14 protein-coding genes and 1 pseudogene are annotated in these 16,061 nt (G+C 69.9%); 10 read left to right on the top strand and 5 right to left on the bottom strand.

Going from position 1 to position 16,061, the window contains the following annotated elements; genetic code table 11:
* Window positions 1-169, top strand: a pseudogene (locus tag ACIBLA_RS10470) (thymidine kinase); the annotation flags it as partial.
* Window positions 170-171: 2 nt separating this feature from the next.
* On the opposite strand, the gene ACIBLA_RS10465 reads toward ACIBLA_RS10470, so the two are convergent.
* The 3 genes from ACIBLA_RS10465 to ACIBLA_RS10455 are packed head-to-tail and all read right to left on the bottom strand — an operon-like array spanning window position 172 to window position 3,013.
* Window positions 172-846, bottom strand: a complete 675-nt coding sequence (locus ACIBLA_RS10465) for a response regulator (RefSeq protein WP_363245131.1) — start codon at window positions 844-846, stop codon at window positions 172-174.
* Entirely contained in the window at window positions 822-1,943 is a 1,122-nt protein-coding gene (locus ACIBLA_RS10460; RefSeq protein WP_399198362.1) for a hypothetical protein, read from the bottom strand. Before ACIBLA_RS10460 ends, ACIBLA_RS10465 begins: the two co-directional genes overlap by 25 nt.
* Window positions 1,940-3,013, bottom strand: a complete 1,074-nt coding sequence (locus tag ACIBLA_RS10455) for an ATP-binding protein (protein WP_363245128.1) — start codon at window positions 3,011-3,013, stop codon at window positions 1,940-1,942. Before ACIBLA_RS10455 ends, ACIBLA_RS10460 begins: the two co-directional genes overlap by 4 nt.
* Before the next feature lie 413 nt (window positions 3,014-3,426).
* On the opposite strand from ACIBLA_RS10455, the gene ACIBLA_RS10450 reads away from it, so the two are divergent.
* From ACIBLA_RS10450 to ACIBLA_RS10420, 7 genes are all read left to right on the top strand, one after another.
* Entirely contained in the window at window positions 3,427-4,389 is a 963-nt protein-coding gene (locus ACIBLA_RS10450; RefSeq protein WP_399198361.1) for a helix-turn-helix domain-containing protein, read from the top strand.
* A gap of 481 nt (window positions 4,390-4,870) precedes the next feature.
* Window positions 4,871-5,800 (top strand): hypothetical protein, encoded by a 930-nt coding sequence (locus ACIBLA_RS10445; protein ID WP_399198360.1) that lies wholly within the window; start codon window positions 4,871-4,873, stop codon window positions 5,798-5,800.
* A gap of 74 nt (window positions 5,801-5,874) precedes the next feature.
* Complete coding sequence (locus tag ACIBLA_RS10440; RefSeq protein ID WP_363245124.1) at window positions 5,875-6,324, top strand: hypothetical protein; 450 nt, start codon at window positions 5,875-5,877, stop codon at window positions 6,322-6,324.
* A 140-nt stretch (window positions 6,325-6,464) separates the two neighbouring features.
* Window positions 6,465-7,199 carry a D-Ala-D-Ala carboxypeptidase family metallohydrolase gene (locus ACIBLA_RS10435; RefSeq protein WP_363245123.1) on the top strand — a complete coding sequence of 245 codons (735 nt, stop codon included), beginning with the start codon at window positions 6,465-6,467 and terminating at the stop codon, window positions 7,197-7,199.
* A 105-nt stretch (window positions 7,200-7,304) separates the two neighbouring features.
* On the top strand, window positions 7,305-8,618 hold the full coding sequence (locus tag ACIBLA_RS10430) for an ABC transporter substrate-binding protein (protein ID WP_399198359.1): 1,314 nt from the start codon (window positions 7,305-7,307) through the stop codon (window positions 8,616-8,618).
* A gap of 227 nt (window positions 8,619-8,845) precedes the next feature.
* Window positions 8,846-10,819 (top strand): ABC transporter ATP-binding protein, encoded by a 1,974-nt coding sequence (locus ACIBLA_RS10425; RefSeq protein ID WP_363245147.1) that lies wholly within the window; start codon window positions 8,846-8,848, stop codon window positions 10,817-10,819.
* 122 nt (window positions 10,820-10,941) lie between these two features.
* Window positions 10,942-11,379, top strand: a complete 438-nt coding sequence (locus ACIBLA_RS10420) for a hypothetical protein (protein ID WP_363245121.1) — start codon at window positions 10,942-10,944, stop codon at window positions 11,377-11,379.
* 330 nt (window positions 11,380-11,709) lie between these two features.
* On the opposite strand, the gene ACIBLA_RS10415 is transcribed toward ACIBLA_RS10420, so the two are convergent.
* Window positions 11,710-12,513 carry a VOC family protein gene (locus tag ACIBLA_RS10415; RefSeq protein ID WP_399198370.1) on the bottom strand — a complete coding sequence of 268 codons (804 nt, stop codon included), beginning with the start codon at window positions 12,511-12,513 and terminating at the stop codon, window positions 11,710-11,712.
* A gap of 218 nt (window positions 12,514-12,731) precedes the next feature.
* On the opposite strand from ACIBLA_RS10415, the gene ACIBLA_RS10410 reads away from it, so the two are divergent.
* Window positions 12,732-13,583, top strand: a complete 852-nt coding sequence (locus tag ACIBLA_RS10410) for a sulfurtransferase (RefSeq protein ID WP_399198358.1) — start codon at window positions 12,732-12,734, stop codon at window positions 13,581-13,583.
* Between the two features lie 60 nt (window positions 13,584-13,643).
* Here the strand turns inward: ACIBLA_RS10410 and sepH are convergent, their stop codons facing one another.
* Complete coding sequence (gene sepH / locus ACIBLA_RS10405; RefSeq protein ID WP_363245119.1) at window positions 13,644-14,696, bottom strand: septation protein SepH; 1,053 nt, start codon at window positions 14,694-14,696, stop codon at window positions 13,644-13,646.
* A 465-nt stretch (window positions 14,697-15,161) separates the two neighbouring features.
* On the opposite strand from sepH, the gene ACIBLA_RS10400 reads away from it, so the two are divergent.
* A complete protein-coding gene (locus ACIBLA_RS10400) occupies window positions 15,162-16,049 on the top strand; it encodes a hypothetical protein (protein WP_399198357.1) in 888 nt (295 codons plus the stop codon).
* Window positions 16,050-16,061 lie beyond the last annotated feature (12 nt).

Raw genomic sequence — 16,061 nt, 5'->3', positions numbered from 1 at the left:
GGTGATGGTGGTCGAGGGCGCCCAGGTCGTGGTCGGCGACGTGCACCAGTCCGAGGACGAGGTCGGCTACGAGGTGCTGTGCCGCCGCCACCACCGGCGCCGTATGACATCGGCCACGGCCAGGGCCGCCGCACTGTCCCCGGACGTCCTGCCCGTGGCCTCCCACTGAGGTCAACCCACGCCGACCGCCGCCGACTCATAGCCCGTGATGTCGTCGGGCCTCACCAGACCGTCCTCGATCGCTCGCGCCAGCATGTCCGCCTTGGTCGGGGCCGACCGGCCGACCTGGGCGTACTTGACTCTCGCCCGGCGGATGTAGACGTCCACCGTGTGGACGGACACATTCATGCGCCGGGCGACCGAAGCCTTCGACATGGACTGGAACCACCAGAGCAGCGCGGTGCGTTCCTGGGAGGAGAGTCTGGGTCTGTTCGCGCCGCGGTCGCCCACAAGGACTCCCGCGGCCGTCGGTGTGACGTACGGTCTGTCTCCCGCCGCCGCCAGCACCGCGTTCACCAGGTGGGCGCGGCCTTCGTTCTTCGCGACGAACTCGCAGGCCCCGGCCTCCAGCGATTCGAGCACCACCCGCTGCTCGGTGAACTGCGAGAAGGCGATGACCCGTTGACCCGCCGCGGCCAGCGTGACGATGTCGTCGATGACGAGTCGGCCGTGCAGGTTCAGATCGAGAATGAGGACGTCCGCGATGCCGGGCGCCACATCCGAGGCTTCGCCCGTGTGGCGCACCGAGATTCGCTGCTCTTCGGACAGCCAGGTCTGGATCCCTTCGATGACGACAGGATGGTCGTCGATGATGGCGACGGTCAGGGAGCCGGGCGTAGGGGCCATCGGGTTTCCCACCACAACTGGTTCTCCTCCTGGTCGTAAACGGCGGATACGGTGAGCGGGCCGGGCGATTCCACGAGTGTTTCCGGTGGGGCGTCGGCCACCACGCTGACCGCGACCTCCTCGGGCGTGGAAACGACGGTCACCCGCGCTCGGGTGGTGGCGGTGGCCATGACCAGGAGGGTTCCGTCCGTCAGTTCTCGGCGGACGGATGTCGGCAGGTCGGGCAGGTCGCCGTAGCTCAGCAGGGTCACGCGTACGCCGCGCCGCTCGGCGACATCGGCACAGGCACGCAGTTCGTGCAGGAGCGGGTGCGGGGTGTCGTCCGTCTCCACGAACAGTCTTCGCAGGCGTGCCGCCTCCACGGCGGCGCGTCGGCGTACGACGGTTTCCCCCGGGTCCAGTTGACGTTCCGCCAGACCACGAAGCAGCGGTTCCACTCTGATGCGCAGGTACTCGTAGCGGCGCCGGCGCTCGGCGTGCACGGTTTCGTCAGCGGTGGCGCGGGCGAGGTGGTCCGCCTGTCCCGCGGCGATCTCGGTGGCTTCCCTCGCGGCGACGTTGAGCTGCCGTACCAGGTACGCGAAGGTCAACTGGACACCGGCGGTGACGTACACCGAGGCCAGCAGACGGGAGACGGTGACGTGGTCGAGCGCGTCGTCGGCGGCCAGGAAGCCAACCGTGACAGCCGTGTTGGCGCCGAGCAGGGTGATCAGCTCCCACAGCGGACGCTGCATCAGCAGCAGCATGCCGAACCAGCCCACGGTGTTCCACGCCCAACTCACGTCGCTGATCGCCCCGCCCGGCGGGTACGTGGCGGTGGCGACGACACAGGCGAGGAGCGCCGCCCCCGCGAGCATCCGCGCGGTGTGCGCGCTGAGTGCGGAACGCAGCAGCAGGACGGAACCGGCCGTCTGGATGACCGTGAGGGCCAGCCAAGCACCCGCGGCGGCGGCCTGCGGCTCGTACACCGGCCAGCCCCTGAGCACCCGCAGGGTGTCCAGACCCAGGTGCCAGACACCGACGATCGCCACCAGCCCGATATCGACAACCTTGCCAAAACGGTTGGCGACCACACCGTTGACGACGTCGGCGGTCATGGTTCCCACCTCAGCAGGACCCGCGTGCCGGCACCGGGGGACGATGCCGCCCGGGCGCTGCCGCCCACGGCACTCATCCGGCCGTAGAGCGATTCCCGCAGCCCGCGTCGGTGGGAGGGAACAGCCGCGGGGTCGAACCCGCGTCCGCTGTCGTGGACTTCGACGGCGACGCCCTCCCCGATGCGTCTGGCCGTGACCCGGGCAGTGCGAGTGTTCGCGTGCCGGGCCACGTTGGTCAGGGCTTCTGCGATCCCTTGCGTGAGGGCTTCCACGACCTCGTGGGGCAGGTCCAGCGGCGGCACGTCGAACTCGATGTCCAGTGGCATGAGACCGACGCGGTGCGTCAGTACGACGCCGCGCAGCGCGACATCCAGCGGTGTGGGGTCGTGCGCCACCACGCGTGCCGCACCGGGGTGTGCCCGCAGGTCTTCAATGACGGCCAGGTCGGCCGCGGCCCGTTCCGGCAGCGCGGCGGAGTCACGGGTGATGGTGCCGGTGCCCACCATCGTGAGCGTGGCGAGCACGGTGTCGTGCAACAGCCGCTGCTGGTCGAGTTCGTCGGTGCGGGCGGCGGACCGGGCCCGCCCCGACGCGCGCGCCGACGCCTCCTCGGACAGCGCGAGGTCCGCCCTGCGCGCTCCACGCCGCAGCAGGAACACGACAGCGGCGGCGAGCAGCCCCTGGAGCACCAGGACGACGGAGGCGTCTCGCGCGCCGGCACCCACCGCGTGAGCCGCCGCGATGGCGGTCGCCGCGGCCAACGCCAGGGGCTGCCGCAGCATGAACTGGGCGATGAGGACGCCGGTGCGGGCGACCATGTCGATCCATCCGGAGCCCGTACTCGCTCCCAGGACCTCGGCCGGGACCAGGTTGTCCTGCGCCAGGCAGAGCACCACAACGGCGGCGGTGTCACCGGCGTAGAGCCAGGGACGAGGTTCCGGCCGGAGGGTCAGAACGGTGAACAGGCCGCTCCACAGAAGCAGTCCGACGACGGCGACGGCCACCCAGAGAGGGCGGGCGGGGGGTGCGAAGCCGACCAGGGCGACCACGGCTGCTCCAACGGCACTCACTGCTCTCAGGACAGCGGCCAGGCGTGCGGACTTGCGGCGAAGCTGGAGTTGGGCGGGCCCTTGCGTCAACACGCCGCCTCCATCAGGGGAATTCCCGCCTCCGCCGACAAGGGCAAGGGATTCGACCGCATTCCCTTTTCGCCGGCCTCGTCCATGGACCATAGGGGCATCGTGGGCTTCGGACTGTGTCATCCGTGCCGGGAACTGTGTCAGTGGTGCACAGCTCCAGGCGCCGTATCAGGCGCCGTATCAGGTGAGCGTCTCGCGTGTGCCCGTCGAAGCCGTTGCGAAGCGAGAGGGAATCCGGCCAGACTGACGTCGGGAACAGGCTGTGTCGAGGGGGGTCTTGTGGGGGAGCGGGCCGAGGTACTGCCGGGCAGGGGCCATGACCGCGGCGGACGGAGGCCGGCCTCATGAGTCCGGTCCTGGACACCGCGTTCATACCGCCGCGGGACCGGGAGGAAGTGGTCCGGAACGCGGTGTGGGAATCCATGGTGGCGGTCGATATCGACCACGGTCCGCCGGCCGAGGACATCTCCGTTCGCATCGGGCTCGGCACCGTGGGGCCCCTCAGGGTCTGTTCGGCGCGTGCGACCGCGGTCACCCTCAGTCGCACGGGGCGGCTCGCCCGGAAGGACGAGGAGCCGGCTGTCACTCTGGGTGTTCAGATGACGGGCAGCAGCATGGTGGTGCAGAACGGTCGCGAGTGCCTGCTGGGGCCGGGACACTGCGCCGTCTTCGAGTCGATCGCTCCCTACACGCTTCTCTTCGACGAGGGAGTCGACCACCGCTTCATCCGTTTCCCCCGCGCGGCACTCGCGCTCCCCGACCGATTGCTACGAGACATGACCGCGGTCCCCCTGGGATCCGACAACCCCGTCGCGCGCCTCGCCTTCACCTACTTCTCCCAACTGGCCGTCACGGACGAACTGCACCAGGGTGTGCCTGCCGACGCTGTCGTGGAACCCAGTGTCGAACTCCTCCGTGCCGTCCTGACGTCCCAGCACGGCAACTCCGGCCTGGCCAAGGCGCCGTTGGAGGCGACACTCAGCCTGCGGATCAATCAATACATCCGGGAGCATCTGGCTGATCGGGATCTGTCGGCGGCGCGGATAGCCGCCGCCCACGGCATTTCCGTGCGTCATCTCTACGTGGTGCTGTCCCGGTCGGGCATCAGCCTCGGAGACTGGATCCGTACTCGCCGACTGGCCGAATGCAGGCGGGAGTTGGCCGGCCCGAAGGGGCGGCTGCGGACCGTCGCGGCGATAGGGCGGAGCTGGGGCTTCGTGGACGCGACGCACTTCAGCAAGGTGTTCAAACGGACGTACGGAATCTCACCGCGGGACTGGCGCGAACTGAACCACCCCCGCGCCTGAGCGTGATGATCTCCGCGCGGGCGCCTAGGCCGTGTCTGACAAATCCCGCCTGGCGCGCGACGCCCGGCACGCACGCTCGCCGCGTTGTCGGAGTCTCCCGAGTACGCCCAGTACGAGAGCGATCCTCCGCCTTGCGATCGCACGCACCGGACGCCGCGCGCCCCGCCCCAAGGGCGGACGGCGCTATTTGTCAGACACGGCCTAGGGCGAACCCCCGGCCCGCGCGGCGTGGAGTGCTGGACCGACAAGGGCTGCCGGAACAGGTCATGGCCACCTTCAAGGCCTGGCGGCTCCCGCCCGAGCGGCGCTGCCCCACTGCCGGTACCGGACGGCCGCGTTGTCACGCGTTCGCGTGACATGCCTTTCTCCCGTCCTGCGCGTAACTTTCGGTATTGACCCGCCCGAGGGGAGAACCTCCGGTGCGATTCGAAGTCCGACGGAAATCCTGAGAACCGGTGAAGAGAGAAGGAGGACGTGCCGAATGAAGGTGAAATCCTCCGTCCTTCTGTCCGTGGCTTTCATTGCCTGCCTGGCGGTCGGCTGCGTGGTCGGGAGCGAAAACCCGAAGGACACGGAGCAGCCGCGGAAAGGTGAAGCGGTCGACGTGGCGGGTGAGCGGGTCAGAGACCTGACCGTCGCGGAAGAGGTCGAGATCGACCGCGCGGAGCGAGAACTTGTCGAGAAGTGCATGGAGCGCCAGGGCCACCCCTACTGGCCGGTGCCGGTGGCCGGCGTCGAGCAACGCAAGGTCGGGGTGTACGTGGTGGACGACGTCGACTGGGCGCGCCGGTACGGCTACGGCCGGCCTCTCGAGATCGCGGCCGAGAAGGCACGCCGCAGTGACCCCAATGCCGCTTACTACAACGCACTTCCCAAGAAGGAGCGCATCCGCTACTCCCGCGCGCTCGAGGGCGACTTCGCCGACAACATCTCCGTCGAGCTGCCGGCCGGTGGCACCGTCCAGACACCACGGGAAGGCTGCCTCGCCGAGGCGCGGGAGCGGCTCTACGTCGACTATCCGACCTGGTTCCGGGCCGAGAAGACCGTGACCGGGCTGACTCCGCTGTATGTCCCGCGGATTCACCGGGACACGCGCCTGGTCACCGCGGTCACGGCATGGTCCCGATGCATGAACGAGTCGGGAAACCCCTTCAAGAACCCGGATGAGATACGCCAGAAACGAGACTCTCTGGTCAAAGGGATGAATGCGTCCCAAGCCCAGAGGGCCGAAGTGAAATTGGCTGTTGCCGAGGCCGAGTGTGCCCGCGAGACATCCCTCGGGGAGACCGCGCGCTCTCTCGAAGGAGAATACCGAAAAAAGACGCTGAATGATTATCCCGAAGAATTCGCGAACTATCGGCAGATGAGGATGACCGCCCTTTCCCGGGCCAGGAACCCAGAAAGCCGGTAGCTGCCGAACAGAAATTTTCCGTGGCCTCATGGCGCGGAGAGTCCGACCCGACAGATGATCGAGGAGTTACACGCATGAGGAAACTGCCCGCTGCCCTGACCGTCCTGGCCATGGCCGCTCTCGGAACCGTTGTCCCCGTCTCCGCCGCGCACGCCGCCCTGCCCTGTGACAACGAGTACGCAGGCGCGACCAGCACGTACATGTACGCCTACAGCGGTGCCAACTGCGTCGGGTTCCTCGGCAAGGCCGCCGGAAACGACTCCAACTGGGGCGACAGTGGCGGCAGCTTCCAGGGCGGCGACACCAACAAGGCGACGTCCGTCCTCAACAAGGGGAGCGACGTGGTCCAGTTCTTCAACGGAACCGGCATGGACTGGACCGGCGGCAACATCTGCCTGAAGAGCAGCGAGCGCTTCGCCTCCAGCCTTTCCGACAACGACTTCTCCTCCGGCGTCTCGGCCAACGACTCCATCAGCTCGCACCGATGGGTGCTCGGCGGCGCTTGCGACGCGTGGGCGACCTGAGCCCGGCTTCCCCGTAGCCGAGGCTGACGGGCCTGCACCTCGCGGGGATGCCGCTCTCATGGCATCCCCGCGAGACGTCGGCCCGACGCGGGCCGAGGAGGTCCTTGTCAAAAATCGCCCCACGACACACAGGAGTCGCCATGCTCAGAAAAGCGCTGCACACGTCACTCGCACTTGTCATGATCTCGACTGGCGCCATTATCGGTGTGACAGTCACCGCCGGTTCCGCGCAGGCCGCATCCAACTGCGGCCAGCCGATCACCGGCCTGCCCTTGGATCAGGGCAGCCAGGGCACCTCGGTGGAGCGCCTGCAGATCCGTGTCGCCGGGTTCGTGGAGAGCGGCGAAGTGCTGTCCACCGACGGGGTCTACGGCACGCGTACCAAAGAGGCGGTCCGTAAGTTCCAGAGGCAGTACGGCCTTCAGGCCGACGGGATCGCCGGCAGCGAGACGGTCAACAAGATCTACGCGCTGCAGGACTCGGACTGCACGCCCATCCATTTCTCGTACGCCGAGTGGAACAAGTGCAACTCCGACTGGGCGGGCGGCGCGGTGTCGGCGACCGCCGCCAAGGCCAACGCACGCAAGAGCATGTGGAAGCTGGAGGCGCTGCGCGCGAAGCTCGGCGGCAGCGCGGTCCAGATCTCCAGCGGTTTCCGTTCGAACAGCTGCAACGCGGCAGTGGGCGGTGTCACCGGCAGCCGGCACACCTACGGGGACGCCGCCGATATGCCGGGCAGCCAGACCTGGCGCTGCAAGGTCCACGAGGAGGCCAAGAGTTCCGGCTTCAGGGAGATCCTCGGCCAGGGGTTCCCGGGTCACAACGACCACACTCATGTGGGCATGACCGCCTCGCGGCAGTGGCACGGCTGCTAGGTCCTGTCCGGGCGAGTTGACCTCACCCGCCCCGGCTCCCACCCCGAACACCGCACGGTCGTCGCGGTTGACGCGGTTGACGAAAGGGACGACTCCATCGTGTCCATGAGCAGACGGTGCTTCCTCGGTGCCGGAGCCTCCACCGTGTTTGCCGCCGGTGTGGCCGGGTGTGACTCGAGCGCGGGCAACGACGTCACCGCCACCGAGCCTCTCGGCGTCCTCGTTCCCGAGGACTACACCACCGGAATCCACGCGGCGACGGTCCGCCGCTTCAACGAGTCGCCCGCCAAGACCGGAGCGGAGGCGACCGCCGAACTCCGTAATGCCCCGGCGTCGTCGTACGCCCGCGTGCTGGAGACGGCCCTGGACGGCGGGCGTGGCCCGGACCTCCTCTTCACCTGGAGCGCCGGAGCCATCCGCGTCTCCGCCGAGGAGCACCGGCTGGTCGACCTGTACAACCTCACCGAGGAGTACCCCGAGTTCGGCGAGAAGCTGCTGCCCGGCGTCCTGAACGGCTGTGCCGTCAACCACCGCCCCTTCGGCATCCCCGTCCGCGGCACCCGGCCCGTCGTCCTGTTCTACCACCGCGCCCTGTTCGCGGATCTCGGCCTCAGGCCGCCCGCCACCTGGGCGGATCTGAAGAAGGCCGAGGCCCGGCTGCGTACCGCGGACGTCATACCCGTCGCGCTGGCCGGAGCCGATCCCGCCGCCGCGGCGAGATGGCTGGAGTACCTGGTGGAGCGTATCGGCGGCCCTGAGGTCGCCGACCGCGTCCGGTCCGGGGACAACAGCGCGTGGAACGACCGTGCCGTGCTGCACGCGGCGCAGGAGATCATCTCCCTGCTCGACAGCGGCGCGTTCGGTGTCGACGGCGGTGCGGCGGGCACCGACAGCGAGGCCGCCGTCCTTCTCGCCAGAGGCCGGGCCGGCCTGCTCCTGGCGGAGTCCGGGCAGCACGCGGAGCTCGCCCGCAGGTTCCCGGCGTTCACCGCCGAGAACCTGGGGTGGGTACCGTTCCCGGCGATCGAGGACGGCAAGGGGAAGCCGAAGAGTCTGCTGGGCACCCCGGCCGGCTATCTGACGATGAGCGCCCGTACCGAAGACCGGCTCGCCGCCGTCGCCCTGCTCAAGGAGTTCACCGGTACGGCACACAGCCAGGCCCTCCTGCGGGCCGGCGAGGTTCCCGCCACGACCGCCGCGGCGAAGCTGCTCGACCACGCGCCGTACCCGGAGTTCGCCTGGTTCCAGTACGACCTGGTACAGAAGGCCCCGGAGTACACCCTCAGCTGGGAGAAAGCCGTACACCCGGCCTGGCGCGACCCCCTGCGTACCGAGGTGGGCAACCTGTTCGCCGGCCGGTCCACGCCCCGGGAATTCAGCAAGGCGATGCGGAACGTGGAACTCCCCGTGGCACGGTGAGTGGCGGCCCGCAGGATGCCGAGAGGACCCATACCCTCACGGGACGGCGGGCCGTCCCCTGCGCGGAACGTCATTTCGGTGGGGCCCCGTCCGGCTTCTTGTGGCCGGCGATCTCGGAGATCACCCAGGCCCGCGCCTACTCCTTGTCCCTCCTTGTCCCGTACCTCGGAAAACGCGACGCGGTTTGACCTGAAGGTTGGTTGAGGTTCTACGGTCCTCTCATGAGTATGGAGACCACAGCCTGGACGCAGTTGCACAACGTCATGAACGCCCGCTCCGAGCGCAGACCGTTCGCCCGCGCCACCCTCCGGAGAATCGGCGGCTTCGCCCGGCCGCACCGCCGCCGTATCATCCAGTTCGTCCTGCTCGGGGTCGCCACCGCGCTGCTCGCGGTCGCGACTCCCGTCCTCGCGGGCCGCGTTGTCGACGCGATCGTGTCCGGCGGCGACGAGCGCCTCGTGGTCCGGCTCGCTCTGCTGATCGCGCTCATCGCCCTCGCCGAAGCCGGTCTCGGCCTCCTCGGCCGCCGGCTCTCCGCGACCCTCGGCGAGGGGCTGATCCTGGATCTGCGGATCGCGGTCTTCGACCACGTCCAGCGCATGCCTGTCGCGTTCTTCACCCGTACCCGTACCGGAGCCCTGGTCAGCCGGCTCAACAACGATGTGATCGGTGCACAGCGCGCCTTCAGCAACACGCTCTCCGGTGTCGTCAGCAATGTGGTGACCCTGCTACTGACCCTCGCGGTGATGCTCACCCTCTCCTGGCGTATCACGCTCCTCGCGCTCGTCCTGCTGCCCGTGTTCGTGGTGCCCGCGCGCCGGATGGGCACGCGTATGGCGAGGCTTCAGCGGGAGGCCGCCGACCTGAACGCCGCGATGGGCAACCGGATGACTGAGCGGTTCTCGGCCCCGGGCGCAACCCTGATCAAGCTGTTCGGGCGGCCCGACGACGAGTCCGCCGAGTTCGCGGCGCGGGCCCGCAGGGTACGGGACATCGGGGTCCGTACGGCCATGGCGCAGTCCACGTTCATCACCGCCCTGACACTCGTCTCCGCCCTGGCCTTGGCGCTCGTCTACGGGCTCGGCGGCTCGTACGCCCTGCGCGGCAGCCTCGACCCCGGCGCGGTGGTCGCGCTCTCCCTGCTTCTCGTCCGCCTGTACGCGCCGCTGACCGCGCTCGCCGGCGCCCGCGTCGAGGTGATGAGCGCCCTCGTCAGCTTCGAGCGGGTCTTCGAGATCCTCGGTCTCGAGCCCCTCATCGTGGAGCGATCCGACGCGCGGCCGGTTCCCGACGGGCCGGTTTCCGTCGAGTTCGACGCCGTACGCTTCGGTTACCCTTCCGCCGACAAGGTCTCCCTGGCCTCGCTGGAAGAGGTCGCCTCGCTCGACACCCGCGGCGGCGCCGAGGTGCTCCACGGGATCTCGTTCCGCGCCGAGCCCGGCCAGACGGTCGCCCTCGTGGGCTCGTCCGGCGCGGGCAAGTCGACCATCGCGCAACTGCTCCCACGCCTCTACGACACCGACGCGGGCACCGTCCGTATCGGCGGTGTCGATGTACGCGACCTGTCGGCCCGGTCCCTCCGCGACACGCTCGGCATGGTGACCCAGGACGGTCACCTCTTCCACGAGTCAGTTCGCGCGAACCTGCTGCTCGCCCGGCCCGAAGCCACCGACGACGAGCTGTGGGACGTCCTGCGCCGGGCCCGCCTCGACGGTCTCGTCCGGTCACTGCCCGACGGGCTCGCCACCGTCGTCGGCGAGCGCGGCTACCGGCTCTCAGGCGGTGAACGCCAGCGCATGACCATCGCCCGGCTGTTGCTCGCCCGTCAGCGTGTCGTGATCCTCGACGAGGCGACCGCGCATCTCGACAACACCTCTGAGGCCGCGGTCCAGGCGGCGCTCGCCGAAGCTCTGGAAGGCCGTACCGCCGTCGTGATCGCGCACCGGCTCTCCACCGTACGGGCCGCTGATCTGATCCTCGTGGTCGAGGACGGCCGGATCGTGGAACGGGGCACACACGAAGACCTTCTCCGTGCGGAGGGGCGCTACGCGGAGTTGTACCGCACGCAGTTCGAGGGCGGTGAAGCGGGTGGAAGCGTCGCGCACGACCGGGATCCGGGCAAGCTGGAGCCCCGTGACCTCCCGACCCCTGCGGACCTCAGCACGGGGGCCACCACAGACGTCGCACCTGCGGCCGGATAGCACAGGCGGAGCGTGGGGCGGATGCCGGCCGCGGGCGGAGTCAGGCACGCCGGCCGGCGCACCGAAACCCACCCGGCCCGGACCCGGCCGCCCGCTACGAGGTCTCATTGAGAGGTGCAGAAATGCCGGAATTGGGCAGGCGAGAGATTCCAGGTCTGCTGCTCCGGGTGGTTCCGGAGTCTCGGCACATCATTGAGGCCGCGGCCGGGGTGCCAGCGGCCCGGGCCGTGTCAGGCAGTATGGAATGGTTTGACCTCTATGACTTCCTTTCGGATGTCTTCCTAGGTCTGCTGCGGCCGGCGCTCTTGGAGAAGGGCCGTGACGACGATCTCGTGGCGAGGAGTTTCGATTTCGTCGAGACGGTCCTGCGGAGCTCCAACGAATCCGTGAGCGGCGCGGGATATTTCCAGTTCGTGGAGCCACTGTTCGGCGGCGAGGACCTCCTGGTGGCGGCGATCCCGGTCATGAGGGAAGAGACCCTGCGGCTCACCTTGAGCGAACTGGACACGGAGTGGCTGTCCTCCGGGGCCCGTGCGGCCCTGGTTGACTACTTGACCTAGCTCGTTCGTGGATCAGTGGCGGTGGCCGGGCCAGTGAGGGCCCCGAGCCGGACAGGGGCATCGCGGACCAGGTGGTCGCGGCCGAGTCCACCGGGGAAGCGCGTTGACCTGCCCGGTACAGGTGATGGCATCGGAGAGACCAACTGCGCGGCGTCCGGAGCATCGGCTATCACCATCGGGGGAGCCGCCCCCGCAAGATTGCAGCGAATGACTCGAGTTGACCGGACGGAGCCGCCGGGATCTCTGTGGCGAGTTGCCCTTTCGGTCGACCGGGACAGCAGAACAGGCGACGTTTCCGCTGTCCTGCTCGTCGACCGCCACTCCCACGGCTCAGCGAGTCGCCGACCGCACCACGCTGAAGACCGCGCCCTCCGGATCCGCCACGGTCGCGACCCGTCCCGCTGCCGTCTCCCGCGGCGGGTCGATGACATGTCCGCCCAACTCGACGACACGCCGCACCGCGACGTCCGTGTCGTCCACCTCGAAGTACGTCATCCAGTACGACCCCCGGATCCGGCCCAGTCCATCGCCCAGCCCATGCAGCGTCGCCACCGGCCGCCCGTCGAGGCGCAGCGTCACCACGTCGTCGCCGCCGTCGTCACCGTCGTTCTCGTCCCGGCCGGCCGTCTCCAACTCGTACCCGAAGACCGACTGGTAGAAGGTGCTCACCCACACGGCCTCGCCGGTCACCAACTCGTTCCAGACCGGCGTCCCGTGCGGCCCGGCCACCGCCGTGCCGGTGTGCGCCTGCGCCTGCCAGATACCGAAGAGCGCGCCGGCCGGATCCGATGCCATCGCGATGCGCCCCTCCTCGCCCGCGTCCAGCGGCCCCACCCCGACGGTGCCGCCGCAGCCCCTGATCGCCTCGGCCGTCGCGTCGGCGTCGTTCGTCGCGAGGTATGTCGTCCACGCCAGCGGCAGCCGTCGATCCGGCGGCAGTTGGCCGATTCCGGCGACCTCGTTCCCGTCCAGGATCCCCCGCACATAGGGGCCGAACTGCTGGGCCCCCGGCACCTGGACAAAGCTCCAGCCGAACAACGCCCCGTAGAAGTCCTGCGTCGTGCCAAGGCCGTGCACCATCAGACTCACCCAGCACGGCGTGCCGGGTCTGCGCCGGATCGCTGCCGTGGTCATCGTCGCACTCTCCTCGAACCGTTCGCGGACGGCTGTGATCGTGATGGACATGTGGAGGACAGATGGTTCCACCCACCGTCCCGCCGCGCGCCCCGGCCGCGCCGCTTTTGGCGTGATCTAGCAGGAGGTTGACCGTTTTGACGTGGACGTCGCGTCGCGGCGGTCTCACGCAACGGGTCGGGGCCGAACGGCCGTGCCGGTGCGCGAGGATGGCACGCATGACGACTGCCATCATCTCCGCGTCCGAACTCGCCGACGCGACGGCCGGACCCCGGCCGCCCGTCCTGCTCGACGTCCGCTACGTCCCCGGCGCCCCGCCCGGCCGCCCGGAGTACGACGCCGGCCATCTGCCCGGCGCCGTCTTCGTCGACCTCGAAGCGGAACTGTCCGCCCCGCCCGGCGCCGGCGGTCGTCATCCGCTGCCCGACGTCGGCGCGTTCGGCGCGTCGATGCGCCGCGCGGGCGTCTCATCCGGCACGCCTGTCGTCGTCTACGACGCCGGTCTGGGCTGGGCGGCGGCCCGCGCCTGGTGGATGCTGCGCTGGACCGGGCACCGGGACGTGACGGTGCTGGACGGCGGACTCGCAGGCTGGGACGGCCCGTTGACCACCGAGATCCCGGCGCCGGAGGAGGGTGACTTCAGCCCCGTACCCGGTGCGCTGCCGCTCCTCGACGCGGACGGTGCCGCCGCGCTGGCCCGCGAGGGGCTGCTGCTCGACGCGCGGGCGGCGGAGCGCTACCGGGGCGACGTCGAACCGCTGGACCGCGTCGGCGGGCACATTCCGGGCGCGGTGTCGGCGCCCACCTCCGAGAACGTGGACGCCGACGGCCGTTTCCTCCCGGCCGCGACGCTCGCCGCCCGGTTCAAGGCCCTGGGCGCGACGGCCGACGGCACCGGCCCCGGCACCGGCCCCGCGATCGGCGTCTACTGCGGCTCGGGGGTGTCCGCGGCGCACCAGTTGGTGGCGCTGGAGATCGCGGGCATCCCGGCAGCGCTGTACGCCGGCTCCTGGTCGGAGTGGACGGCGGACACCGCACGCCCGGTGGCGACGGGCCCCGACCCGCAATGAGGCGCGGCGTGCTGACGTCATGGGCCGCCCCGGCCCATGACGTCAGTCCCGTCTGTCCCGTCAGTCCTGCTTCTTGCGACGCGTACCGAACACGATCTCGTCCCAGCTCGGCACGGCGGCACGGCGGTTGGGCCGTACGCCGTCGGCCTCCGCCTGACGGTCCGTCGTGCCGGTCAGCCGGTCGCGGTGCCCCGCCACCGAACGTGGCATCAGCACATCCGCGTACGCGGACCCCGCACCCGCCGACGCGGCCGGTGCCACCGGCTCCTCCTCGTCGTCCACCTGGCCGGGCTCGATGGCCGGTGGCTCGGGCGGCGAAGGCCGCTCCGGGACGACCATGTCGCCACGGAAGCTCGGCACCGCCTCCAGCAGGCTGGTCAGGGTGTCGCGCTCACTCGTGTCCTCGTCGGGCTCCGGCGCGGACGGCCGCTCCGTCTGCCGCTCCAGCGCGCGGTCGAGCGGGCGTTCACGATCCCTCGGCAGTCGCGCGATGCGCGGTACGAAGGGAAAGCTCGGCTCCTTCGTGCCGACGGCGAGCGAGTCGTCCGTCTCGCCGATCAGCGAGCGCGCCTCGTCGTCCACGGCCTGCACGAGCCGCCGGGGCGGATCGTACGTCCAGCTCGCCGAGTGCGGTTCGCCCGCGACCCGGTAGACGAGCAGGACTTCCCAGGTGCCGTCGTCGCGGCGCCACGAGTCCCACTGCGCGGTCTCCTTCTCGGCACCGCGCATGAGCAGCCGCTCGTTGACCGCCTCGCCCAGCTGGGGACCGGTGTTCTCGCCGGGGCGGCGCACCGCCGTCTTCCTGGCGCGCTCGGCCATGAAGGCGCGCTCGGCCAGCACGGGGCCCTCGAAGCGCCGGACCCGGTCGACCGGGATCCCGGCCATCTGGGCGACCTCTTCGGCGGAGGCTCCCGATCGTATCCGCGCCTGGATGTCACGGGGCCTGAGGTGGCTCTCCACCTCGATCTCGATCTGGCCGAGGCGGGCCCGGTCATTGCGTACGGCGGCGCGCAGCCGCTCGTCGATGGGGAGCGTGTACTCCGTGCTGTCGGCAGCCTTGAGCACCAGTCGTGTGCCGTCGTTGGAGACGGCCACGACACGCAGTTCGGGCATGGGGACCTCCCGGGTGGTGCCTGCCGACGTCACGTGCGTCGCTGCTTCCGCTAGTCGAGTGTGACTTGCCCGGGTGCAGCCTGCCACAACCTTGCCGAGTTGCCCGGCGTGTCGGGCATGGGCCCTGGAACGCCTTCATGACACGGTTGCCTGTTTGCGACGCAGAGTGACAGACCTGGTCACGCTGTGTAGCAGGCGCCCGTGCGGTGCCATCGCGCCGCCGGATCGAGTGCCACTTCGGCCCCCTCCCGAAGGCCCGGACGCTTTGAGGGAGTCCGGCCCCAGGGCTCGCCACAGTACTCCATTCGGGCCATCGGGGTGGACTGCCACGCCACCGAAGTTCTCCGGGGGTGCGGCAGTTGAGAGGGTGTCCGTATCCGGCACACGTGTCCCAATTCACACAATCTCCAGAAGCGGAACTATCCGATTCGCTCAAATGTCCCTTCCTGGTGCACCGTGGCACAGATGGGCAAGCAGAGGCTGGAGATGGATCAGAGGCGGAATCCGGGCATACGGACCGGCGAGCGGACCGCGACGCAACGGCTCGAACTGAGCGTGCCGCAAGTCGCGGGCAGTGCTCTCGCGGCCATCGCGGCGGCGGTGTTCGCCTCCAAACTCGGGGTGTACGGCACGATCATCGGCGCCGGAGTGGTGAGCGTGATCGCCACCTGCGGCGGCACGGTCTTCCAGCATCTGTTCCGGCGCACCGGCGACCAGATCCGCGAGGTCTCGGTCCAGGTGAAGCCGAGGACGCGCCAGGTGTACGACTCCGAGCCGGCCCCCGTCCCCGAGCAGGCCCCCTTCGACCGGTCCCCTCAAGAGGCCGCCGCCCAGGACGAGTTCGGGGGAGCCACCACGTACGGCACACGGGTGCGCGGCTGGAAGCGGCCCGTCGCCGCGGCGACGGTCGTCTTCGCCGTGGCGATGGTGTGCGTCACCGGTTACGAGTTGGCCGCCGGCCAGGACCTGAGCGGCGGCAAAGGGACGACCTTCAGCTCCGTCGTGCGGGGCGGGGACACCGACCGCGACTCCTCACCCGCCGAACCGGATCAGCCGTCGGACGGCGGATCGACCCCCTCCGGCGACGGCAGCGGCGGCACGGGTAGCGGCACCGGCAGCGGCACGGGCACCGCCCCTGACCCGGATGCGGGCACCGGCACCCCCGCCCCGACCGCACCGGGCGACGGGCAGAACCCGAACACCCCGGAGACCGGCGGCCCTTCGACCGCCCCGTCGCCCGACCCCACACAACCGGACGGCGGATCCGCCGGATCGGGTGACGGCGACCCCGGCGGCCAGACCGTCCCGCCCCCGGCGTCCACGGCCCCGGCGCCGGGCCCGTCCGGCGGTTGAGGACAGACGGCG

Origin of the sequence: Streptomyces sp. NPDC050433 (assembly GCF_044458565.1) — a bacterium.
Taxonomy (GTDB): domain Bacteria; phylum Actinomycetota; class Actinomycetes; order Streptomycetales; family Streptomycetaceae; genus Streptomyces.
The sequence above is the reverse complement of the archived record's forward strand: the minus strand, read 5'-3'. Positions and strand labels throughout refer to the sequence as shown.